Raw genomic sequence first — 23893 nt, forward strand, 5'->3', positions numbered from 1 at the left:
TTGTAAAATTTAATAAAGGAACATAATGACACCACCTATTTTAAAAGAATTATTTGACCAATGGCGTAAAGAAGGATTATCCTTTTGCGTAACGAGTGAAAATTATAATAAATCTAGCAAGTTTGAAAAAGAATTTTTTTATCCTTATGGAGAACTGGTAACTTCAAATGATTATTGGGAAGAGAAAAGTTCGTGTTGGGGGGGGGAGATTCCTGCTACTTTAGAAAAAGAGTTAATAGAAAGAATTGCTTTACATATTTTAAAATATGCAAAACCAAAATCAATATACCTACAAGTAACTTCAAGATGCAATTATGCATGTCCTATGTGTCCTTTTCATGGAGAAGGTTACAATGGTAAATATTTTAATGATAATCCAAGCCTTAAACCCCAAGATATGCCATTAGATGAAGCCAAATTATATATTGACAAAATGGCTGATTATGGGATTGAAATGATTAGTATGTCTTCAGAAGGAGAGTTTTTTCTCTATCCATATTGGGAAGAAGTGAGCCGTTATATTAAAAAACGAGGAATGAGAGTATCGACAACAACAAATGGTTCTTTGGTTACTGAGGAAGTTGTGCAAAAATTGAAAGATATTGGGTTTGATGAAATGCGTTTTAGTATTGATTCTGTGCGTAAAGATACATATTCATATGTACGTAGCTCCAATGATAAATTTTATCAAACTGCCATTAACGCTCCAGCTTTAACAACTGAAGCTGGGATATATACAGCAGTTCATTTTGTTCAACAAAATAAAAATATTGAAGAAAAAGAAGAAGTCCTTTCCTTTTTTAAAAGTAAAAATGTAAATGCAATTACTACTGATGTTGAACGTTTTCATGATGGAATAAAGAATGAAAGCGTTATGCCTATTGAAAGATTGGACTATATCCATGGATTATGTGGAGCATATGACTATGCTATAATGGTCGATGGAAATTTTCTGAGTTGCTGTGGAATGGGAGATAGATATAAATATATTAAGAAAAAATTAGATAAGTTTTCTTTGAAAGATCATTCATTTGATGAAGTTGTAAAATATAATCATAATCTTTTAATAAACAAAGATAAGGAAATGATGAGTCTTTGTTATCATTGTGATTTATTTTCTGCTTGTTTTAAAAGTATTACAAAAAGATATTTACAAGAAAAATACTTTGTAATTAATTATGGGATTAGAGAGCATCATTTTAGAGTGCCAAAAGAGATTTCTTTTCTTTCGGATGATATAATTTTTTGGATGTATGAAAATAATGTTGTATCAAAAATGAAACAAGACGGTTTAATAAAATAAGGAATAGATTTTGTATTTTTGATGTCGGGATAATTTTCATTAATAATTCGTGATAAAATGCCATATGATGAAATTCTAAAAAGTTGTAATCGTAGAGAAAGGAAACAGCATGAGAATATTGCTTGGTTTAAATGAAATAGCGAATGTTCTACAAAATCTTAAGAAGGGCTTTGATGAGCTTGGAATCCAAAATGATATTGTGTTGCTAGAGGATTACCCCTTTGGGGTATCAGAATCTTTGGTTATAAAAAATTGGAATATTTCTTTTGTAAAATATGCTATTAAAAAATACAGACAATATAAGACTCATATAATCTTAAAATATGTATTTAGCAGTGTTTTTTTTCTAGCTAGGCTTATGTTGTTTGTGCGGTGTTTATATGTGTATGATGTGTTTATCATGGTGGCGTATTCTAGGTTTTTTGGATATAGGGAATTGCCAATTTTAAAATTTTTTAGAAAAAAGGTGATTTTTTATGTTGTTGGTTCTGATTTTAGGCCACCTTATTTAAATGGGTCTTTTTATGGAAAAAGTATGCAAGAAATTTATTTACTTACAAAAGAAACAAAATATAGAGTTGAAATGCTTGAAAAGTATGCAACATATATAATTAGTTACAATGCAGTTGCGCATTTTCAAACAAAATCTTTTATTGATTATCGTTACATCGGTATCGCAACTGATTGTGGTGATATTAAAAATATTTGTATTCCAAATGAATATCACAAAAAAAGAAGTATTAAGATTGTGCATGCTCCGACAAATAAAATAGCAAAAGGTAGTGAGGTTATCATTCGTGAGGTGAATAAATTAAAAGGCAAATATGATATTGAGTTTATTTTACTTAGTGATATGAAGAATGCGGAAGTTTTGTATCATGTGGCAACTTGTGATTTTGTTGTCGATCAGTTGTATTCCGGTGGTGGTTATATGGCTAGATTTGGAACAGAAGCTGCATTTTTTAAAAAGCCAGTAATTATCACCAGTTACAATATGGGTGAATTCTATGAAAATTTTCCATATCAAGAGAAGATACCTCCTGTTGTAAGTGGAAGACCAGATGAAGTTGGAGAATTAATTGTTAAATTAATAGAAAATGAAGAGTATCGTAAAAAGATTGGAGAGAGTGCCTATCAATTTGTAACTAATGAATGGAGCCCAAAGAGTGTAGCTAAATGCTTTCTAAGACTTATTTATGATGATATTCCAAAGGAGTGGTGGTTAGATCCTTTAGATAATCATGTCTTATGGAGTTATGGAAAAGCTATAGAAAATGTGAAGAAAGATTTGCAATCATATATATTAACATTCGGGATTCCTTCTCTTATGGTTGAGCATAACCCATTAATTAAAGAATGTATGCTAAAAGAAGCGGGATTGCAAGATATGTATGCTAAAAGTTACAAAACAAATTGAGTGCACATTAAATTATAATAATATTGAGTAAAAAACAATATAATATTATTGCGAGTGTAATATTAGTAGATTTTTTATGGTTGAGAATAGAATTAATTTAAAAAGATATAACAATTTAGGTATCATTTCAAAAGACTTTATCCCACAATCTATGGCAGAAGAATTAAATAAACTTACAAAAGAGCAAATCTTACACTACAAAGAAAATGCAAACAAAACTGCAAAGATTCTTAATGCAGAGAGGGAGGGGGAGAAAATTTTAAAATTTTTGGAATCCATATAAAACAATATAAAAATAGTAGATTGATTTAAATTTTAAAGGAGCAAAGATGGAATACCAAGTTTGTAAGCGTTGCGTCATGGATACAACAGATGCAACAATTTATTTTGATGAAAAAGGGGTATGTAACCATTGCCATAAATTTGATAGCTATGTGTTACCACAAATACAAAAATGCACTCAAGATAAGTTAGATGCTAAAATTGCGCAAATCAAAAAAGAATGCAAAAATCAAGCTTATGACGCAGTTATTGGTTTAAGTGGTGGTGTGGATAGCTCGTATTTGTTGCATTATATGAAAATCCATTATGGTTTGCGCATTTTGGCTGTGCATGTTGATGCTGGGTGGAATACGAAAGTAGCCAATGACAATATCCAAAAGCTTGTCAATCAGCTTAAGATTCCTTTGCATACAATTACTATTGATTGGGAGGAGATGAGAAAACTCCAAGTAGCGTTTTTGCGCTCTGGAGTGGCAAATTGTGATGCTCCACAAGATATGGCGTTTTTTGCTAGCGTGTATGGATATACTTCAAAAAACAATATTCGCTATGTCTTAAGTGGATTTAATCTAGCCACAGAATCTATATTTCCTATCTCTTGGGTGCATTCTAGTATGGATTCTATCCAAATGAAAGATATTTATAAAAGGTACGGGGGGGGGGTTATGAAAACATTTCCAATAGCAGGATTTTTTAAGTACTATTTTTATTACCCTTTTATTAAAAAAATGCAGGTTATTTCGCCGCTGAACTATATTAATTATAGCAAAAAGCAAGCGGTTGCTACTTTGAGTGAAATTTATGATTGGCAAAATTATGGCGAAAAACACGATGAATCCATTTGGACTAGATTTTTTCAATCTTATTTTTTGATGAAAAAATTTGGTTATGATGTTAGAAAGCCTTATTATTCTAGCAGTATCTTGTCGGGAGAGATGACTAGAGACGAGGCTATAAACCGCTTAAAACCATTTTCTGAAGAGGCTTTAGCTAAAGATTTGGAGTTTGTGCTTGATAAGTTGCAACTTACTTTATCTCAATGGCAGGAAATTATGGAAACTCCTAAAAAAGATTATACAGAGTATGCTAATAATCATAAACTATATTTATTGAAGCAGAAATATTTTGATATTTTCTTCCCGCATTCTTATTTTTGGGTTACGGATTGATGAAAAAGTTATTAATTTTTGATTTTCATGATCATTCATCAAATCCTAGAACATATAGAGGATACAAATCTCTTAAAGGAAAATATGAGTTATTTGGGCTTGGATATGTTGCTCCTGTGGATAGTTTAGTGCAATTCCTTACGATTCCAAAGCCAAAATGGACGCTTAAGATGAAACTAATCCAGCGTTTTTGGTTGCTGTTTAGGCGATATGAACATGTGTATTGGAATCTCCCTCAAGTTAAAAGTGCGGAGGAAATCCTAAAAGACAAAGAGTTTGATATTATTATCGCGCACAATGAAGAATCTCTACCGCTTGTATTGAAATATAAAAAAAATGCAAAAGTGATTGTGGATATGCACGAATACGCCCCAAAGGAGTTTGAACATTCTTTTTGGTGGAGATTTTATTTTGCTCCTTATAAACATTATCTTTGCCAAACCTATCTTCCCAAAGCAGATTATGTCTATACTGTTAATCAAGGGTTTGCAGAAGAATATCAAAAAAACTATGGTATTAAATGTGGAGTGATTACTTCCGCAGCTTATTATTTTGCCCCCCCCCCCCAATTATTTGCCCAAGATTCCAAAAATATCAAACTCATTTATCATGGAATAGCATCTCCAGAAAGGGGTATTGAAGAAATGATAAAAACAATGGATTATGTAGATTCTAGATTCTCTTTAGATTTAATGCTTGTTGCAACTTATCATCAAGATTATTTTCAAATATTAAAAGATATGACAGAAAATAGAAAAAATGTGCGTATTATTCCCCCTGTATCTTTTGAAGAGATTATTCCTTTTAGTTCAACTTATGATATAGGTTTTTATATCTTACAACCCAAAAACTATAATGGCTTTTATGCACTTCCTAATAAATTCTTTGAATTTATCCAAGCAAGACTTGCCATAGCAATAGGTCCTAATCCTGAAATGGCAAGATTAGTAAAACAATACAATTTAGGTATCATTTCAAAAGACTTTACCCCAGAATCTATGGCAGAAGAATTAAATAAACTCACAAAAGAACAAATCTTACACTATAAAGAAAATGCAAACCAAACTGCAAAGATTCTAAATGCAGAGAGGGAGAGAGAGAAAATTTTAGGGATAATAGAGGAGATATTATGAAAATTAACACTCAAGAGTTTGATATTACGACATTCCCGACGCATTTTATCAATCCTAATCAAATCCGATTGATTCACCATGGTCAAGCTTCTCCAGATAGGCGCATTGAAGAAATGATAAAAACAATGGATTATGTAGATAGTAGATTCTCTTTGGATTTAATGCTTGTTGCAACCTATCATCAAGATTATTTTCAAATATTAAAAGATATGACAGAAAACAGAAAAAATGTGCGTATTATCCCACCTGTATCTTTTGAAGAGATTATTCCTTTTAGTTTGGATTATGATATTGGAATATTCCTAGTTCCTCCTACTACTTATAATCTGCAAATGTGTTTGCCTAATAAATTCTTTGAATTTATCCAAGCAAGACTTGCCATAGCAATAGGTCCTAATCCTGAAATGGCAAGATTAGTCAAACAATACAATTTAGGTATCATTTCAAAAGACTTTACCCCGCAATCTATGGCAGAAGAATTAAATAAACTTACAAAAGAACAAATCTTGCACTACAAAGAAAATGCAAACCAAACTGCAAAGATTCTTAATGCAGAGAGGGAGGGGGAGAAGTTGTTGGGGATTTTGGAGAGGGTTTGTGAAGCTTAAAGCGTGAATCCCCTTTAAGTTATTTTGCTAATTCAAATACTATTAAGTTTTTAAAAATTAGGAGAGATTTTGTGAAAAAAATCGTTAGCATAGTAGGAGCAAGACCGCAATTCATTAAAGCCGGAGCTTTTAGTAGAAGTGTTTTAGAAGATGGCGGTATGCAAGAAGTTATTGTGCATACTGGGCAACATTATGATACAAAGATGAGCGAATCCTTTTTTAGAGAATTAGAGATTCCAACCCCTGCTTATCATTTGGGTATTGGCGGACTTTCACATGGCGCAATGACGGGCAGAATGCTAGAAAAAATAGAAGAAGTCTTGTGCAAAGAAAAACCGGATTTTACCCTAGTATATGGTGATACAGATTCTACACTCGCAGGAGCATTGGCAAGTGTTAAGTTGCAGATTCCTATTGTGCATATTGAAGCTGGTTTGAGAAGCTTTAATATGCAAATGCCAGAAGAGATTAATAGAATCTTAACCGATAGGATTTCTAAGATTTTGTTTGTTCCTTCGCAAAAAGCTTATGATAACTTAGTGAAAGAGGGCTTTTTGGGTTTTGATTGCAAAATTATTAAAAGCGGTGATATTATGCTTGATGTTGCACTGCATTATCAAAAAATGGCAAAAAAGCCTAATATTGCACTCTCAAATAAATTTATTTTATGCACATTGCATAGAGCGGAAAATACGGATAATCCTTTGAGAATGCAAGCAATTTTTCAAGCATTAAATGCAATTTCTAAGGAAGTTTTAGTTGTGATTCCACTACATCCAAGGACAAAGAATATTTTAGAAAAAAGCTTTTTAAAAGTGGATAATATTTGTTTTGTAGAGCCGTTGAGTTATTTAGAAATGGTATGGATGTTGCAAAATTGTCAAATAGTGGCAACAGATAGTGGTGGCTTGCAAAAAGAAGCATATTTTTTTAAAAAACCTTGTATGACTTTGCGCGATGAAACAGAATGGACAGAGCTTGTAGAATGCGGGTATAATGTGTTAGTTGGTGCAAATAAAGATAAAATTCTTAATGTTTTTTCTAAAATTGCCGATAATAGAATAAAATTTGATAAGAATCTCTATGGTAATGGGGATACAAGTTATAAGATTCTGCAAACACTTAAGGAGGTCTAAATGAAGCAGTTTGGTTTGATTGGAGCGGCAGGATATATTGCCCCTAGGCACTTAAAGGCTATTAAAGAGACAGGAAATATTTTGTCATGTGCGTTAGACCCTTATGATGGTGTGGGGATTATGGATAGCTTTTTTCCAAATGCAGAATTTTTTACAGAATTTGAAAGATTTGATAGGCATGTCGATAAGCTAAGGCGCAAAGGGAATGGGCTTGATTATGTTTCTATTTGCTCACCAAATTATTTGCATGATAGCCATATTCGTTTTGGGTTAAGAAATGGGGCAGATGTGATTTGTGAGAAACCTTTGGTGTTGAATCCTTGGAATATTGAAGGTTTGGAAGTGATTGAAAAGGAAAGCGGTAAGAGGGTGTATAATATTTTGCAATTGCGATTGCATAAGAGCATTTTAGAGTTAAAATCAAGAATAGATAGCGCGTTAAAAGAGAATCCTAATAAAGTTTTTGATGTGGATTTGACTTATATTACAAGTCGCGGGAAGTGGTATTTTATCTCTTGGAAAGGTGATATTACTAAAAGTGGGGGAGTGGCTACAAATATCGGTGTGCATTTTTTTGATATGTTGTCTTGGATATTTGGCGATGTTAAAGAAAGTCGCGTAAATTTGCTCAATGCAAGTAGCGCAAGTGGAATCTTGGAGCTAAAAAATGCTAGGGTTAGGTGGTTTTTGTCTGTTGATGCTTCTGTGCTGCCACAAGTCGCGCTAGAACAAGGCAAAAGAACATATAGGCTAATCAGCGTTGATGGCTTGGAAGTTGAATTTAGCGATGGCTTTACGGATTTGCATACAGAATCCTATAAAGAGATTTTAAAGGGCAGAGGTTTTGGCTTGCAAGAAGCAAAAAGGAGCATAGAAATCGTGCATACTATCAGAAATGCTGAAATTATAGGATTAAAAGGTGAATATCATCCTTTTTTAACTCATTTGAAGGAGATTTAAATGCAAAGATTTCAGAAAATAGGCATTATCACTTATCAAGCACCACACTTAAAAACTGAACAAGTTTTAAATCAGCTTTTATTGAATCTGCGGGGGGGGGGGGGATTTTGTGATTTATTCTTTGCCTTTTGTTAGCAGAGACGAAAAAGTGGTGCTATTTTCACATAGACCAAAACAAAGTGAGTCGGTAAATGCACAAGAGATTGCGCAAAAGTGGAAAATCCCCTTTAAGATTTGTCAAAGTGATGAAGAAATTGATAATGAATGTGAAATCTATCTTGTAACAGGGTGCGGGATATTGTCTAATGCTTGCTTAAAAGGGAAAAAGATTTTAAATGTTCATCCGGGAATAATCCCTAATTCTAGGGGATTAGATTCTTTTAAGTGGGCAATTTTGAAGGATAAACCACTTGGTGTAACTTTGCATTATATTGATGAAAATGTAGATTGTGGGGAAGTCGTAGCAGTTGTGCCAACTCCAATTTATCCAAGTGATTCTTTGCAAACGCTTGCAAGACGACATTACGAAAATGAAATCGCAATTCTTGCAAATTTTGAATATCATTTGCAAAATCCTAAGAATCCTTTTAAAGATATTGATTTTTGTGAAAGCACAAAAAGAATGCAGCTTTTGGAAGAAAAGACAATGTTGGAGTATTTTAATACCTATAAAGAGAAAATGTGTAAGGGATAATACAAATGGATTATTTTATGCATGAAAGTGCCGTGATTGATACAAATGTGCAAATTGGCAAAGGTTGTAAGATTTGGCATTTTAGTCATATTCTAAGTGGAAGCGTGATTGGGGAGAATTGCTCATTTGGGCAAAATTGTGTCGTGGGTCCTAATGTGCGTGTTGGCAGTGGATGTAAAGTGCAAAATAATGTTAGTATTTATGAGGGAGTGGAGCTAGAAAATGATGTGTTTTTGGGTCCTTCTATGGTTTTTACAAATGTGAATAATCCGCGCGCTTTTATTAATCGTAGGGAGGAATTTAGAAAGACTTTGCTAAAAAAAGGCGCATCTATTGGCGCAAATGTAACGATTGTTTGTGGTGTTAGTATTGGAGAATACGCGTTTGTAGGTGCTGGGAGTGTTGTCGTGCGTGATGTGCCTAGCTATGCGCTAATGGTTGGAGTTCCTGCAAGGCAGATTGGCTGGGTGGATAAGGCGGGATTGCGCTTAGAATTTGATAGCAAAGGAATCGCTATTGATAGTTATGATAAAACGCGCTATCGTTTGGTAGAAGAAAGATTGGAGGTTATATATGAAAATTGATTTTGCAAATTTAAAAAAAGCGCATTTAGAGCATAAAGCAGAGGTTGAAGAAGCAGTTTTAAGAATTTGTCGCAATGCAAATTATATTATGGGAGATGAGGTGGAATCCTTAGAGCAAGAATTGGCAGAATTTACAAATAGTAAATATGCAATTACTTGCTCAAGCGGAAGTTCCGCGTTATTGCTTGCTTTAATGGCTTTGGATTTAAAAGCGGGCGATGAAGTGATTACGACACCTTTTACTTTTATCGCAACTGCGGAGATGATTGCGCTTTTGGGGATTAAGCCCGTTTTTGTGGATATATCTTTGGAAGATTATAATTTGGATTGTGATTTGGTTAAAAACGCAATTACTCCCAAAACAAAGGCGATTTTAGCAGTTAGCCTTTATGGGCAACCACCGAATATAGAAAAACTTGAGCAAATTTGCAAAAAAGAGAATCTGAAGTTAATTATTGATGGTGCGCAAAGTTTTGGTTCAGAATTTCATCAAAAGAAAGATTCTAGTCTTGGCACGATTGCTACGACAAGTTTTTTCCCTGCTAAACCTTTGGGTTGTTATGGTGATGGAGGAGCAGTTTTTACGCAAGAAGAAAGCTTGGCTAAAAAGATTGCAAGTTTGCGATTACATGGACAAAAAGTAAGATATATTCATCAATATATTGGAATTGGAGGAAGATTAGACGCAATACAAGCGGCGATTTTGAGGATAAAGCTTAGAAGTTTTGCGCAAGATATTGCGCGTAGAAATCAAGTTGCTAAAACTTATGATAAATATTTAAGGGGGTCAAATGTGATTCTTCCAAAAGTGTTAGAGGGTAGAAAAAGTGTGTTTGCACAATACACGATTCGCACGCAAAAAAGGGAAGCTTTGCAAGAGAAGTTAAAACAAAATGGAATCCCAAGCGCGATTCATTACCCACTTGGTTTGCATTTGCAAGAATGCTTTGCAAATTTGGGCTACAAAAAAGGTGATTTTCCAAATACGGAATTAGCAAGTGCAGAAGTCTTAAGCTTGCCGATGAATCCATATTTAAGTGAATCAGAGATAAAGACAATCGCGCAAGTGATTTTAGATAAAGGAGAATAAAATGGCAAAAGTATTGATTTATGGATTTGGTTGGAGTGGGCAGAGTATGCTTGAATTATGCTCAAAATTGGGCTTTGAATGTAGGGTTGTTGATGATGGAATCAACCTTGCATTTACACAAGACGATACTTATATGGATTCTAAAGATATTGCTTCTGTGAATTTTGATATTTATTTTATCTGCTGTGTGCAAAAGGAAATGCGTGATACGATTTTTCAAAAACTTCAATGTTTGAATCTTCCAAAAAACAAAATCAAGTTTATCCAAACTTATGCTTATAAGAATAAGATGAGTTTTTTGTTGCAAGAGTATTTTTCAAATTTAGAACAAATATTGCAAGAATGGTTGCAAGAACCACAAGATATGCCGAATTTTCATAAGAAAATACAAGCAATGCAAGAGCATTATTTTAAAACAAAAGCTGTTAACTCTCAAAGTTTATTAGAATGGAGAAGTAAGATTGATGCATTAATTCCCAATCAAAATGTATTTTCTAAGATTTATTTAAGTGCTCTTGTTAAACCTAGTCATATTTCTTATCCGGGTTTTAGTGTGGGAATTTCATTTGATAAAACAGAAGATAAAGATTTTTATTTTGTTAAAAAAATTGATTTTGAAGCTATCAAGGATCGTCCTAAAAATGTGAAATTAATTGCTTGTTTTGGGAATAGTGCTTTAAGGGTAGAATATTTGCCTTATGAAGAGAGTATCACTGCGTTTTTGCAAAAAGAAGTTGGGGATTCTTATATTGTTTTAAATTTTGGCGTTACAGGTTATACGGTTTATGAACAGCTTATGCTTTATAATGCTTTATGTTTTGAGCTAAAACCCGAGCTTGTTATTAGTTTCTTTTTGGGGACGGATTTTCGTTCAGGCTTAATTGATTGTGATGTTTTAGTTAAAAGACATAAGATTCTTTATGGCACTTGGTGGGCAGAAGGAGATTATAAAAAGACTTCTCAAAGTGAAATGCCTTTACTCTTTGAAATGGGAAAAGTAGTCAATACAAATATTTCCTTTAATGCTATTAATGCGGCTATGAAAATGCGATTAGAGCAATTTAAGTCTATTGTCTGCGGGGGGGGGGGGCAAATTTGTCGCCTTTATCCAGCCTTTACTGCCTTGCAAGTTAAAGTGGAGCGAAGAAGAAAAAGCTATGCGGCATAAAGAAATAGAGGTTTTAAATCACGCAGTTGCTTACCAAAATGCAATGATTTCACAAATACCTGATATTATAAAAGGATTCAAAAAAGAAGTGCAAGATTTAGATTATATTTTTGATTTAAATGAAATCATTGCAGAGAGCAAAGAATCGCTTTTTACGCATTATTGGATTCATTGCAATGCAAAAGGTAATGCTATGATTGCCAAAAAAGTATTTGCAACTTTAAAAAACAAAGGAATGATAAAAAGTGTGTAGTATTTGTGGGGGGAATTATCCCTTAGAAATTATCCAAAAAGCATCACAAGCGATGGTGCATAGGGGACCTGATTTTAGCGGAAGTTTTAGTGATGGAATCTTTTCTTTAGCACATAATCGTTTGAGCATTATTGATTTAGATTTAAAAGCAAATCAGCCTTTTACTTCTCCTTATTGTCCGCATTTAAAGCTTGTTTTTAATGGAGAAATTTATAATTATTTAGAGTTAAAAGCGGAGCTAGAAGCATTAGGGATTCCGTTTTTTACCCATAGCGATACGGAAGTTTTACTACATGCTTTTGTGGCTTGGCAAGAAAAATGTGTGCATAAATTTAATGGTGATTTTGCTTTTGTGATTTATGACGAGAGAGATTCATCGTTATTTTTGGCTAGAGATAGGCTAGGAAATAAGCCTTTGTTTTATCAATTCCATGGAGATAAGATTCTTTTTGCTTCAGAAATTAAGGCGTTTTTGGCGATAAAAGATTCTCCTTTTGATTTAGAAGAAGTTTCTAAATGGCTGCTTTTTAGCAATGGAAGTGAGAATCGCACAATCTATCAAGATATTTTTTCTTTTCCTAAAGCGCATTTTGCCAAATTTAAATTAGGTGGTAAATTAGGTGATAAGTCTTTAAGATTCCAAAAATATTGGGAATTTGAACCAAACTTTGAAGAAATCAATTACTTAACTTATGATAATAAAAGTTTTCAAAAGATTATGGAGGAGTTAGAATTTTTGCTCTTTGATGCTACAAAATTGCGTTTGCGCTCTGATGTGCCTATGGCTCTTTGCGTTTCTGGGGGAATAGATAGCTCTATTTTGGCGCATTTGATTCAAAAAGTGGGGGTGAATTGTCGTTATTTTGCTTTAAATTTCAAAGATAATGCACAAGGCGATGAAAGCGTGTATGCAAGAGAACTTCAAAAGGATTTAAACCAAAAAATAGAATTTATTAACCCAAGTTTAGATTCTATCAAAGAAGATTTTAAAGCACTTTGTTATACTCAAGATGAGGTTTTTCGTAGCCTTTCTATTTATTCACAATATTTGCTTTTTGCTTCTATTGCACCATATTGCAAAGTAAGTCTTGGAGGGCAAGGCGCAGATGAGCTTTTTGGTGGATATTATCACCATGTTGGGAGATATATTTTTGATGTTTTTAGAGAGTTTGAAGAACGTTTAAAAATCTATGGAAATAGTGCATTTGGTGAATATAATTTTGGGCTTAAATGCTCTTTGAAAAAGGATTTAAAGCTTCAATTATTCGCACAAGATAATGCTAAGGAAATAGAGAAATTAGAAAAGTTGGGATTCCCTATTCCACCTTTAGATAATTTGTTAAAAAGATTCCAACCTGATTTTACGCAAGGGCTTTGGCTAGATACAATAGCGTTTAATCTGCCAAATCTCCTGCGCTATGAAGACCGCAATGCAATGGTGTTTGGGATTGAGAATCGCACGCCTTTTACGGATTTTCGCGTTGTGGAATTTGCCTTTAAAATCGCAAAATCTTGCAAAGTGCAAAAAGGATATAGCAAGTTTATTTTACGCATGCTTTTAGAGAAGCTAGGAAGCAAAGGGTTAGCATGGAGGAAAGATAAGATAGGTTTTAGTGCGCCCGAGTTTTGTCTAATGCAAACTTTAGGATATAATGCGACTTCGCTTTTTGATATTCGTTTAGCAATTTTTGAGGTTTTAAAGGCAAGAAAATGATTTGGATTGATGTGGCAACACCAAAATATGCAATGTTTTTTACAATTATGATTAAAGAGTTGCAAGCAAGAGGTTATGAGATTCTTGTTACAACGCGTTATGCGCCCCATTATACAGAAGCAAAAGAAATTTTAGAATTACACAAGATTCCACATATTGTGCTTGGGGAATATGGGGGAGCGACACTTTTAGAGAAATTTGAAGCAAGAATCTTTCGCCAAAAAGAAATTTTGGATTTATTTAGAGTGCGTGGAGTGCCAAAGGTGCTAATTTGTGGTGCTGTGGTGGATAGCGTGCAGGTTAGCTTTGGGGTTGGGATTCCGGTTGTTAATATTTATGATACGCCTGCATTTGCTAAGCCCGGAGATGAGAAATGTCCTAATGAACTTACCGCAGTAGCGCGCCTTACACTTCCTTTTTCTAAACTCTTTTTTTATCCTTTTATACTTCCTAAAGAGCTTATGTTGCGCTTTGCATTAGATGAAAACCAAATTGTTCCTTATCCTTTTATTGATGTGGCATTGTGGATAAATGCTATCAAAAAAGATTCTAAAAATGATTTTAGAATCCGCTATGGCTTAGATAGTAATAAACCTACGATTCTTGTGCGTGAGGAAGAATATAAAGCACACTATGTCAAAGAAAAAGTGCCAACAATCTATGAGGTGATTCCACTTTTAAAACAAGAAATTAATGCGAATATTGTAATTATGCCAAGATATGAAAAAGATAGGTTAAAACGTGATTTTGGGGAAGTCGCAACAATTTTAGAAGAAAAATTAAAACCAGAAGAATTTTATCCCTTTATTGACTTATTTATCGGCGGTGGTGGGACGATGAATTTAGAAGCAGTTTGCTATGGGATTCCGACAATTTCAACGCGTTCTATTTGGTTGGTCCATGACCAATATTTAATCAAAAACCAATTAATGTTTTGGACGCAAGATTGCAAGGAGATTTTAGAAATTGCTAAAAAAATGCTAGGCAAAAAAATAGAATCGCAAAGCTATTTTGTGCAAGGAGAATGTAATTTTAATGCCATTATTGACAAAATAGAATCCCAAATTTTAAAGGAGGCAAAATAATGTTAGGTGTGGCATTGCTTGGTTGCGGGAGAATCGCAGTGCGTCATGCGCAATTATTAAGTAGCGGTGAAATTGCGGGGGCAAAACTTGTAAGCGTGTGTGATATTGACAAAACAAGAGCAGAATCTTTTGGTAGTAAATATCAAGTGCCTTATTTTACGGATTTAGATTCTATGATGAAGGCTTGTGGAGCGCAGATTGATTTGGTTGCGATTCTAACTCCTAGCGGAATGCACGCTAAAAACACTTTAGAAGTCGCACCTTATAAAAAACATATTATTGTAGAAAAACCAATGGCTTTGACACTAGATGATGCAGATAAGATGATAGAATCCTGCAATAAAAACGGGATTCGCCTATTTGTTGTGAAGCAAAATCGTTATAATTTGCCGGTGCAAAAACTGCGCGAAGCACTAGAAGTTGGGAGATTTGGCAAGCTTGTAATGGGAAGTGTGCGCGTGCGTTGGTGTCGAGATAATGCGTATTACAAACAAGATTCTTGGCGTGGGACTTGGGCGCAAGATGGCGGAGTTTTTACCAATCAAGCAAGTCATCATATTGATTTGCTTGAGTGGATGTTAGGCGATGTGGAAAGCGTCTTTGCCAAAAGTCGCACAGCTTTAAGCGATATAGAAACTGAAGATACAGGAGTAGCGGTTTTGAGATTTAAAAATGGTGCTTTAGGTGTCATTGAAGCTACGACTGCTACGCGTCCAAAGGATTTAGAGGGGAGCATTTCAATCTTAGGAGAATTTGGGAGTGTGGAGATTGGCGGATTTGCTGTGAATGAAATTAGACATTGGAATTTTACTAACACAATAGAATCCGATAAAGAAGTTATGGAAAAATACTCTGTCAATCCTCCTAATGTGTATGGTTTTGGGCATAAAGAATATTATTTACATGTGGTGGATTCTATTCAAAATGGCACTAAGGCTTTAGTAGATGGGTTAGAAGGGCGCAAAAGTTTAGAGCTAATTATCGCAATGTATGAATCCATAGAAACAGGCAAAGAAGTCTTTTTACGATTCCAACCACAAAAATGCAAGCTAGGACATAAAGAATGAAAAAAATTATTTTTTTGGGCGGCAAAGAGCTTGGCGCAAAATGTTTAGAAGAATTGTTTTATCAACAAGAAAAATTAGATTATCAAATCTTAGCAGTTGGTGCAGCACCTAGAGGTGATGCGATTAGAAAGTTTTGTCAAACTAAGCAAATTAAAATCTTAGATAATATTAATGAATTGTTAGAATTGGAATTTGAACTTTTATTAAGTGTGCAATATCACGAGGTATTGCCATTGTCTCTTCTGAAATGCGCACAAGAAATTGCACTGAATTTGCATTTAGCACCTTTACCAGAATATAGAGGGTGCAATCAATTCTCATTTGCTATTTTTAATGAAGATAAAGAGTTTGGAGTGAGTATTCATAAAATGGAAGCTAAGGTGGATAATGGCGATATAGCCTTTCAAACGCGTTTTTTTATCCCTAAAGATTGCTTTGTAGATGAGTTAGTGGAGTTGGCTAATGCTCACGCTTTTGCGCTCTTTTGCGATTCTTTACCTAAAATATTAAGTGGAGAATATTCTCTTATTCCTCAAGATTCTATTATTGCTAGCAGACGAGAATTTCACACAAGAGCAGAGATTGAGAATTTGAAATGTATTTCTTTGCTATCCTGCGGGGGGGGGGGCTTTAATTGAAAAAATTATCCGCTCCACAGCAATGCCCGGATTTGAACCACCCTATTGTATCATTAGAGGAAGGAAGTTTTACTTCGTTCAAGCAGATAAAAAGCAAGATTAGAGATGTAAAAATGGGAGTTAATGTGGCAGTAGTAGAGCCTTGCAATCTTTATGAATGTGAGCTTGGCGATGAAGTTTTTGTCGGTCCTTTTGTAGAGATTCAAAGTCATGTGAAAATTGGCGCAAAAAGTAGAATCCAAAGTCATAGCTTCATTTGTTCGCTTGTGGAGATTGGAGAATCTTGCTTTATTGGGCATGGAGTTATGTTTATTAATGATTTGTTTCAAGAGGGCAAACCTGCGGGTGGAGATTGGAGCAAATATAAACACACTAAAATCGGGAATAATGTCAGCATTGGTTCTAATGCTACGATTTTGCCTGTTGAAATTTGTGATGGTGTAGTGATTGGTGCGGGAAGTGTTGTTACAAAAAATATTATAAAACAAGGAATTTATGCGGGGAATCCGGCGCAATTTATAAGGGAGCTTTAATGGAGTTTGAAAAGATTGTAGAGATTGTGGAATCTAGGCGCGAAGTGCTTAAAAATACAGAAGCACAGATTGAGGTTGTGGATTATGGTGCTGGAAGTCCGCAAGATAAACGCACAAAAGAGGAAATGGAAAAGGGCGTAGTGTGTGAGGTTTCATTGCATAATTTAGCAAAAATTGGGGTAAAGAAAGAAAAAGCACGAGAAATTTTTGAGATTTTTAAAGCATTAAAACCAAAAGTAATTTTAGAGCTTGGCACTTGCTGTGGATTTTCTTCTAGTTATATGAGTTATTTTGCGCAAGATTCTAAAATTTATACTATTGAGGGAAGCAAGAGTGTTGCAGAGATTGCAAAAGAGAATCATAGAGAATTTGGTCTCAAAAATATAGAAGTTTCGGTAGGAAGATTTGATAGCGTTTTGCCAAATTTGCTAGATAAAATCAAGCCGATTGATTTTGCTTTTATTGATGGACATCATGATAAAAAAGCAACACTAGCTTATTTTAAACAAATCTCACCTTTTATGTGCAGGGGGGGGGTTATGTTATTTGATGATATTGCTTGGAGCGTTGGAATGCAAGAGGCTTGGGTGGAGATTACGAGAGAAATTATGGAATCTAAAAGCTATAAAGAACCTTCTGTTGCGGGTTGTGATGCTTGGAAGATGGGTGTTGTATGGCTATAAAATTCTTGGATTTAAAAAAGCAATATTTAAGTATCAAAGAAGAAGTGGATAGAGCCATTGCTCAAGTTATTGAAAGTAGTGCTTTTGTCGGCGGGAGTGAAGTTAGCGCGTTTGAAGAAGAGTTTGGCAAGTTTATAAGTGCTGATGGCAAAGTCAAAGCATTGGGCGTTGCTAATGGCACAGACGCGCTTGAAATTGCGATAGAAACATTACATTTACCTAAAGATTCTGTGGTATTAGTGCCTGCAAATACATTTGCCGCAAGCGCAGAAGCAGTTGTGCGTAATGGACTTAAGGTGCAGTTTGTGGATTGTGGAGAGGATTATTCCTTAGATATTGCGGATTTAAAGGCTAAGATTACACCTGATGTGCGTGCGATTGTGGTCGTGCATTTGTATGGAATCCCTGCAAATATAGAAGAAATTTTAGCATTGGCAAGAGAGCATCATTTGAAAGTAATTGAGGATTGCGCACAAGCACATGGAGCGAAATTTAAAGGACAATGCGTAGGAAGTTTTGGCGATATTGCGGCTTTTAGTTTTTATCCGGGTAAAAATTTGGGCGCGTATGGTGATGGAGGGGCGATTGTAAGTCGGGATTCTGCGTTGCTAAGCCATTGCGAGGAAATCGCTCATCATGGAGGGTTAAAGAAGTATGAACATAATATTGTGGGCAGAAATTCGCGACTTGATAATCTGCAAGCTGCAATTTTGCGCGTGAAATTGAGGCATCTGGAATCTTGGAATACAAGGCGCAGAGAGGTAGCAAAGCTGTATTTGGAAGGGTTTAAAGACTCTCAAGACATTGTTTTACCAAAAGTCAAAGAATCTTGCATTTGTGTGTGGCATCTCTTTGTGGTGCGCTGTGAAAATCGTGCCGCTGTCATAGAAGCATTAAATAAAGCTGGGATTCAAACAGGATTGCATTATCCTATTGCGCTTCCTAATACACCCGCATTTTCTAAAAAGCCTTATGTTGTGGAATCCGAGTGTAAAAATGCTTCTTTATGGCAAGATAAGATTCTATCTTTGCCTATGGGAGAACATTTGGAAGATGAGGAAGTTTTGGCAGTGATTAAAGCAGTCAAGGAAGCAATATGTGGGTAAAAAATGGCAATGGGCTTGTGCTATGGCTTTGCGGTCTAGCTGGGAGCGGTAAAAGCACGATTGGAAAAGCATTATATGAAGCGATTAAAAATGAGATTCCAAATATTGTGTATTTAGATGGCGATGAATTGCGTGATTTGTTGGGGCATTTTGAATACGATAAACAAGGTAGAATCGAAGTTGCACTCAAACGCTCAAAATTTGCACATTTTCTAAGCTCACAAGGATTAGTTGTTGTAGTAACAACAATTTCGCTATTTGATGAAATCTACACATATAATCGTAAAACTTTGCAGCATTATTTAGAAATTTATGTGGAATGCTCTATGGAGGAATTACAAAGAAGAGATCAAAAAGGTCTTTATAGTGGTGCAATAGAGGGCAGAATCCAAAATGTCGTAGGTGTGGATATTCCTTATATTAAGCCAAATGCCGATATAATTTTGCAAAATTCCACCCAAAATGGATTAGAACAAAAAGTGCAGGATATTTTAAATCAAATCAAAGGAAAACAATGAAACAAGGTGATTTTACACAAGTGGCGAAGCATTATCACAATCGCCCCGCTTATAGCCCTATGCTATTAGAAAAGCTGATTGCTTGTATTAATGATGAGCAAAAAGCGCGTGAAGAGCTACAAATCGTAGAAGTTGGTGCAGGCACAGGGAAGCTTACCAAAATGCTAAGTGAATTTGGACTACAAGTCCTTGCCGTAGAGCCAAATGACAATATGCGCGAAGAAGGGATTGCCTATACCAAAGGGACAAATATAAAATGGCAAAAAGGAAGCGGAGAAGAAACAAATGTGTCAAGTGGAATCGCAGATTGGGTGATTATGGCAAGCTCATTCCATTGGACAGACCCTAAGAAATCGTTGCCTGAATTTGCACGAATCCTAAAAGATTCTAAATCTTCTGATACCTGCGGGGGGGGGGGCAAATATTTTACAGCTATTTGGAATCCTAGAAATCTCCTAGAAGGTTCTGTATTTTATGAGATTGAACAAGAAATTAAGAATATGGTTCCAAATTTGGCTCGAGTGAGCAGTGGTGCGCAAAATGTCAAAAAATGGGAAGAAATCCTCGTTTCCACAGGGGATTTTACAGATTGCTTTTTTATGGAATGTGATTATATAGAGATAATGGACAAAGAACGTTATCTTGGAGCTTGGCATTCTGTAAATGATATACAAGCCCAAGCAGGGGAACAAAGATGGAAAGAGATTTTGGCAATGATAGAATCCAAAATTTCTCACTTGAAAGTGTTGGAGATTCCTTATAAAATCCGCGCATGGACAGCGAGAAAGTCTAAATAATGCGTAAGGAGGAATCTAACAGAATCTAATTCTTCTTTTGTTTGTTTGCATTGGGCTTTTTAAAAAGGAACAACAATGCAACAGACAAAAGAAAAAATCGTAGAACAAGTTTGGGATTATACAAAACATGCAAAATTTTATAGCTATCGTCCAAATTATGCACCAAAAACAATTGATATGCTAGTAACTCTTGCGCAATCTAATGGAGCTAAGAATCTAAAAGTAGCAGATATTGGCGCAGGGACAGGGAATCTAAGTATTATGTTGCTAGAGCGCGGTTGTGAAGTGGTGAGTGTCGAGCCAAATGACGCAATGCGTGAGATTGGATTAGAGCGCACTAAGGGACAAAAAATAGAGTGGGTGCGCGCAACAGGTGTGGATTCTACTTTGCAGAGCGGGAGCTTTGATTGGGTAACTTTTGGTAGTAGTTTTAATGTAATGGATAGGGTAGAGGCTCTTAAAGAAGCACATAGATTGCTAAAGTCAAATAGTTATTTTTCGTGTATGTGGAATCATCGGGATTTGAAGGATAAGATTCAAGAAGCAGCAGAAAATGCGATTATGGAAATCGTGCCAAGCTACACGCGAGGTGTGAGGAGAGAAGACCAAAGACCGATATTAGAAGAGCATAAAGAGTTGTTTGACAATATTATTTATGTGGAAGAGGATTTTTATTTTCACCAAAGTTTAGAAAACTATTGCAATGCGTGGAGAAGTGTGAAAAATCCTTATTGGGATTTGGAAACTAAAGAGGGGCAAGAGATTTTTACTAAAATCACTGCAAAGATGCAAGAATCCTTGCCAAAAGAGTTTGATATTAAATACACGACACGATGTTGGAGTGCTAGAAAGGTTTAATGTGATTCCTTTTGTTAAGCCTTTATTTATTGTGGTGAGAACAAGGAAGATTCTTAGTATTTCTAAAGATTTAAAAAGTGTAAATAGCCTATAATGCTATCCACAATAATCAAAAAGGCAAGGAATGCAAAAGCTACAATTCATCTCTAAAGCGCAAAACCTTTTGCAATTAAAAAATCTAAAAAATGCAAAGGTTTTGCCATTAGTTATTACAAGTCTAAAAGAGTTGCAAGCAGATGAAAATAAAGTTTTAGAATCTATTGCTAAACTTGCTAAAAATAGTGCTGAAACGCGTTTAATTATTCGTAGCTCTTCTAAAAGTGAAGATAGTGTAGAATCCTCTAATGCTGGAGCATTTTTAAGTATCGCAAATGTTGCTTTAGAAGATAGGGAGAATCTCAAAACAAGTCTAATAAAAGTCGGTGAATCTATGCCAAGTATTGATGATGAGATTCTAATCCAGCCAATGTTGGCAAATATTAAAATATGTGGCGTAGCGACAAGTGCAGATAAAGATACTCTTGCGCCTTATTATTGCATTGAATACGACAAAAGCGGTTCTAATAGTGCAATTACTGATGGAAGTGCTAGGGGATTAAGCTTTTTTACGCATAAAGACGCGGAATTACCAAGTGATTTAGAGCTTCAATCTATCCTAAAAATGCTCAAAGAATTAGAAGTCTTATTTGATTGCCCTTTTTTAGATGTGGAGTTTGCATTTGATGATAAGGATTTGTATTGTTTGCAAGTGCGTCCTTTGGTCATAAAAGCAAAATTAAACCTTTATGAATCTTTGCCGCTAGGTGTTTTGGAACGCCTGCAAAAACGTTATGTTTCTTTGCAGAAGCAAACTCCCGATATTTATGGAAAACGCGCTATTTTTGGTGTAATGCCTGATTGGAATCCCGCAGAGATTCTAGGTTTGAAGCCAAAGCGATTAGCACTAAGTTTGTATAAAGAAATCATTACAGATAGTATTTGGGCATATCAAAGGGATAATTATGGGTATTTAGCCTTGCGCTCACACCCTTTAATGTATTCTTTTTTGGGGATTCCCTATATTGATGTGCGTTTGTCGTTTAACTCTTTTATCCCTAAGGCATTAAACAAAAAAATTGCTTCTAAGCTTGTGGATTATTATTTGGATACATTGGAAGCAAATCCGCAATTTCACGATAAGATAGAGTTTAATATCGTCTTTTCTTGCTATGATTTGAATCTTCCTAATAAACTTAAAAAATTGCTTGATAAAGGTTTTAATGAAAATGAAATCAAGCGGTTAGAATTTGCTTTGCTAGAATTGACAAATTCTATTATTAATCCTAAAAAAGGCTTATATTTAAAAGATTTAAAAAAGATTCAAAAACTTCAAAAAATCTATCAAGAATTAGAGGATTCTAATTTACCCGCTTTGGATAAAATTTATTGGTTGTTAGAATCGTGTAAGAGATATGGAACTTTGCCTTTTGCAGGGATTGCAAGGGCTGGATTTGTCGCGGTGAGTTTGTTGAATTCTCTTGTGGAAATTGGATTTTTTACGCCCAAAGATAAACAAGATTTTCTAAACTCTTTAAGCACAGTGAGTAAAAATTTAAGCTTAAAAGTTGCAAATTTGGACACTAAAACAAAGCAAGAGTTTTTAGTAGAATTTGGACATTTGCGTCCTAGCACTTATAATCTCCTAAGCCCGCGTTATGATGAAAGTTTTGAGAGTTACTTTGATTTGGATTCCAAACAAAATTTAGGCTTAGAGGAATCCCATTTTGCTTTAACCAAAGAAAAGTTAGAATCTTTAGATGTGCTATTAAGTGAGCATGGATTAAAGATTAGTGCGCAAGAATTTTTGGAATTTTTGAAAAAAGCCATTGAGGGAAGAGAATATGCGAAATTTGAATTTAGCAAGTTGCTTTCTCGTGCGCTTGTGTTAATTGGAGAAATTGGGGAGTATTATGGAATCCCAAAAGAAGAAATGGTGCATTTGGATATTTCAAATATTTTGAATCTTTATGCGTCTTTGTATTCTAAAAACCCAAAAGAACGTTTTTTGGAGGAAATTAAACGACACAAAGAAGAATATGCTCTAACCTTAGCACTTAAACTTCCTATGTTGATTATTAATAAAGAGCAAATTATTAGTTTCTTTGAACAAGAAATTGTGCCAAATTTTATCACGCAAAAATCTGTAAGTGCTGTCGTAGCGCAGACTTGCGAGAGTGAATTGGAGGGTAAAATCGTCCTTATTAAATCCGCTGACCCGGGATTTGATTATCTTTTTACCAAAAAAATCGCAGGTTTAATTACTTGCTATGGTGGAGCAAATTCTCATATGGCGATTCGGGCAAGTGAGCTTGGATTGCCCGCTGCGATTGGTGTAGGAGAAGAAGCCTTTGAGAAATACATCAATTCTAAACGCATTAAGTTAGATTGTGAAAGTGGGCAGATTATAGTTTTATGAAGTTTATTGCAATTTCCCAACGCATTATAGAAAACGATAGTTATGTTGAGATTAGGGAGGCTTTAAGCTGTGAATGGGGCGAGTTTTTTCAAACGCATTTATGCGGGTTTTTGCCATTGCCTTTAAGCTATGCGATTCCTTTTGCAACTTATGCTAAAGCTTTGGGAGAATCATTAGCTGGAGTGATTTTAAGCGGTGGCAATGATTTATCCTCGCTTAGCCCCAATCCTAATAATCTTAATTCTATCTCTAAAATGCGTGATGATTATGAGGGCGAAATCATTGCACATTGTATGCAAGAATCTATGCCTTTGCTTGGAATCTGTCGTGGCACACAAAGAATCGCAGAGTATTTTGGCTCGGCTTTAGAGCTTTTAAGTGGGCATGTTGGCAATCATCAAGTTATGGATTCTAAAAATCAAAGCTTTATTGTTAATTCTTTTCATCGTTATGGAATCACCGCGCTAGGGGATTCTTTGCAATGTTTAACAAAGGCTCAAGATGAAAGTATAGAGGCTTTTAGCCATAAGCTTAAGCCAATTTTTGGGCTAATGTGGCATATTGAACGTGCAAATGGTATGGAAAATGATGCAATTTTTCAAGAATGGTTTAAGATGGTAAAGGCAAACAAGGTTTAATAAG

Annotated in this window: 26 protein-coding genes; all 26 read left to right on the forward strand. The window is 34.9% G+C overall.

Annotated elements, in window-relative coordinates; genetic code table 11:
• The first annotated feature begins 25 nt into the window (after nucleotides 1–25).
• The 26 genes from LS70_RS07570 (at nucleotide 26) to LS70_RS07690 (ending at nucleotide 23889) form a co-directional block, all read left to right on the forward strand.
• A complete protein-coding gene (locus LS70_RS07570) occupies nucleotides 26–1303 on the forward strand; it encodes a radical SAM protein (RefSeq protein WP_034291402.1) in 1278 nt (425 codons plus the stop codon).
• A gap of 109 nt (nucleotides 1304–1412) precedes the next feature.
• On the forward strand, nucleotides 1413–2720 hold the full coding sequence (locus LS70_RS07575; RefSeq protein ID WP_034291401.1) for a hypothetical protein: 1308 nt from the start codon (nucleotides 1413–1415) through the stop codon (nucleotides 2718–2720).
• A 76-nt stretch (nucleotides 2721–2796) separates the two neighbouring features.
• Entirely contained in the window at nucleotides 2797–3003 is a 207-nt protein-coding gene (locus LS70_RS07580) for a hypothetical protein (protein WP_138109403.1), read from the forward strand.
• A gap of 46 nt (nucleotides 3004–3049) precedes the next feature.
• The gene (locus tag LS70_RS07585; protein WP_052083351.1) at nucleotides 3050–4171 is read left to right on the forward strand and encodes an N-acetyl sugar amidotransferase; all 1122 of its coding nucleotides are present in this window, start codon (nucleotides 3050–3052) and stop codon (nucleotides 4169–4171) included.
• The gene (locus tag LS70_RS07590) at nucleotides 4171–5304 is read left to right on the forward strand and encodes a glycosyltransferase (RefSeq protein ID WP_138109404.1); all 1134 of its coding nucleotides are present in this window, start codon (nucleotides 4171–4173) and stop codon (nucleotides 5302–5304) included. Before LS70_RS07585 ends, LS70_RS07590 begins: the two co-directional genes overlap by 1 nt.
• Entirely contained in the window at nucleotides 5301–5912 is a 612-nt protein-coding gene (locus tag LS70_RS07595) for a glycosyltransferase family 4 protein (RefSeq protein WP_138109405.1), read from the forward strand. The genes LS70_RS07590 and LS70_RS07595 overlap by 4 nt, the downstream gene beginning before the upstream one ends.
• 71 nt (nucleotides 5913–5983) lie before the next feature.
• Entirely contained in the window at nucleotides 5984–7048 is a 1065-nt protein-coding gene (gene wecB, locus LS70_RS07600; protein ID WP_034287863.1) for a non-hydrolyzing UDP-N-acetylglucosamine 2-epimerase, read from the forward strand.
• On the forward strand, nucleotides 7049–8008 hold the full coding sequence (locus LS70_RS07605; RefSeq protein ID WP_034287866.1) for a Gfo/Idh/MocA family protein: 960 nt from the start codon (nucleotides 7049–7051) through the stop codon (nucleotides 8006–8008).
• Nucleotides 8009–8143 (forward strand): hypothetical protein, encoded by a 135-nt coding sequence (locus LS70_RS10325; RefSeq protein ID WP_268902947.1) that lies wholly within the window; start codon nucleotides 8009–8011, stop codon nucleotides 8141–8143.
• Nucleotides 8118–8702, forward strand: a complete 585-nt coding sequence (locus LS70_RS07610; protein ID WP_161594708.1) for a formyltransferase family protein — start codon at nucleotides 8118–8120, stop codon at nucleotides 8700–8702. Before LS70_RS10325 ends, LS70_RS07610 begins: the two co-directional genes overlap by 26 nt.
• 5 nt (nucleotides 8703–8707) lie before the next feature.
• Nucleotides 8708–9286 carry an acyltransferase gene (locus LS70_RS07615; protein ID WP_034286959.1) on the forward strand — a complete coding sequence of 193 codons (579 nt, stop codon included), beginning with the start codon at nucleotides 8708–8710 and terminating at the stop codon, nucleotides 9284–9286.
• Nucleotides 9276–10376, forward strand: coding sequence for a DegT/DnrJ/EryC1/StrS family aminotransferase (locus LS70_RS07620; RefSeq protein ID WP_034286961.1), 1101 nt, complete (start codon nucleotides 9276–9278; stop codon nucleotides 10374–10376). The genes LS70_RS07615 and LS70_RS07620 overlap by 11 nt, the downstream gene beginning before the upstream one ends.
• Nucleotide 10377: 1 nt before the next feature.
• Nucleotides 10378–11544, forward strand: a complete 1167-nt coding sequence (locus LS70_RS07625) for a hypothetical protein (protein ID WP_138109407.1) — start codon at nucleotides 10378–10380, stop codon at nucleotides 11542–11544.
• Nucleotides 11534–11797: a hypothetical protein gene (locus LS70_RS07630; RefSeq protein ID WP_034287888.1), complete on the forward strand. Its 264-nt coding sequence runs from the start codon at nucleotides 11534–11536 to the stop codon at nucleotides 11795–11797. Before LS70_RS07625 ends, LS70_RS07630 begins: the two co-directional genes overlap by 11 nt.
• Nucleotides 11790–13511 carry an asparagine synthase (glutamine-hydrolyzing) gene (asnB, locus tag LS70_RS07635; RefSeq protein WP_034287885.1) on the forward strand — a complete coding sequence of 574 codons (1722 nt, stop codon included), beginning with the start codon at nucleotides 11790–11792 and terminating at the stop codon, nucleotides 13509–13511. The genes LS70_RS07630 and asnB overlap by 8 nt, the downstream gene beginning before the upstream one ends.
• On the forward strand, nucleotides 13508–14596 hold the full coding sequence (locus LS70_RS07640) for a DUF354 domain-containing protein (protein WP_034287882.1): 1089 nt from the start codon (nucleotides 13508–13510) through the stop codon (nucleotides 14594–14596). The genes asnB and LS70_RS07640 overlap by 4 nt, the downstream gene beginning before the upstream one ends.
• Nucleotides 14596–15663 carry a Gfo/Idh/MocA family protein gene (locus tag LS70_RS07645; protein WP_034287880.1) on the forward strand — a complete coding sequence of 356 codons (1068 nt, stop codon included), beginning with the start codon at nucleotides 14596–14598 and terminating at the stop codon, nucleotides 15661–15663. Before LS70_RS07640 ends, LS70_RS07645 begins: the two co-directional genes overlap by 1 nt.
• Nucleotides 15660–16301 (forward strand): formyltransferase family protein, encoded by a 642-nt coding sequence (locus tag LS70_RS07650; protein WP_236096460.1) that lies wholly within the window; start codon nucleotides 15660–15662, stop codon nucleotides 16299–16301. Before LS70_RS07645 ends, LS70_RS07650 begins: the two co-directional genes overlap by 4 nt.
• 113 nt (nucleotides 16302–16414) lie before the next feature.
• Complete coding sequence (locus tag LS70_RS07655; protein WP_138109408.1) at nucleotides 16415–16834, forward strand: acyltransferase; 420 nt, start codon at nucleotides 16415–16417, stop codon at nucleotides 16832–16834.
• On the forward strand, nucleotides 16834–17517 hold the full coding sequence (locus tag LS70_RS07660) for an O-methyltransferase (RefSeq protein WP_034287876.1): 684 nt from the start codon (nucleotides 16834–16836) through the stop codon (nucleotides 17515–17517). Before LS70_RS07655 ends, LS70_RS07660 begins: the two co-directional genes overlap by 1 nt.
• Nucleotides 17508–18623, forward strand: coding sequence for a DegT/DnrJ/EryC1/StrS family aminotransferase (locus LS70_RS07665; RefSeq protein ID WP_034287872.1), 1116 nt, complete (start codon nucleotides 17508–17510; stop codon nucleotides 18621–18623). Before LS70_RS07660 ends, LS70_RS07665 begins: the two co-directional genes overlap by 10 nt.
• The gene (locus LS70_RS07670; protein WP_034287869.1) at nucleotides 18614–19141 is read left to right on the forward strand and encodes an adenylyl-sulfate kinase; all 528 of its coding nucleotides are present in this window, start codon (nucleotides 18614–18616) and stop codon (nucleotides 19139–19141) included. Before LS70_RS07665 ends, LS70_RS07670 begins: the two co-directional genes overlap by 10 nt.
• Nucleotides 19138–19938 carry a class I SAM-dependent methyltransferase gene (locus LS70_RS07675; RefSeq protein ID WP_138109409.1) on the forward strand — a complete coding sequence of 267 codons (801 nt, stop codon included), beginning with the start codon at nucleotides 19138–19140 and terminating at the stop codon, nucleotides 19936–19938. The genes LS70_RS07670 and LS70_RS07675 overlap by 4 nt, the downstream gene beginning before the upstream one ends.
• A gap of 75 nt (nucleotides 19939–20013) precedes the next feature.
• On the forward strand, nucleotides 20014–20796 hold the full coding sequence (locus LS70_RS07680; protein ID WP_034288142.1) for a class I SAM-dependent methyltransferase: 783 nt from the start codon (nucleotides 20014–20016) through the stop codon (nucleotides 20794–20796).
• 124 nt (nucleotides 20797–20920) lie between these two features.
• Nucleotides 20921–23251, forward strand: coding sequence for a PEP-utilizing enzyme (locus LS70_RS07685; RefSeq protein ID WP_034288145.1), 2331 nt, complete (start codon nucleotides 20921–20923; stop codon nucleotides 23249–23251).
• Nucleotides 23248–23889: a gamma-glutamyl-CDP-amidate hydrolase gene (locus LS70_RS07690; protein ID WP_034288147.1), complete on the forward strand. Its 642-nt coding sequence runs from the start codon at nucleotides 23248–23250 to the stop codon at nucleotides 23887–23889. Before LS70_RS07685 ends, LS70_RS07690 begins: the two co-directional genes overlap by 4 nt.
• Nucleotides 23890–23893: the final 4 nt, after the last annotated feature.

Origin of the sequence: Helicobacter sp. MIT 11-5569, from assembly GCF_000765695.2 — a bacterium.
In the GTDB taxonomy this organism is placed as follows: domain Bacteria; phylum Campylobacterota; class Campylobacteria; order Campylobacterales; family Helicobacteraceae; genus Helicobacter_D.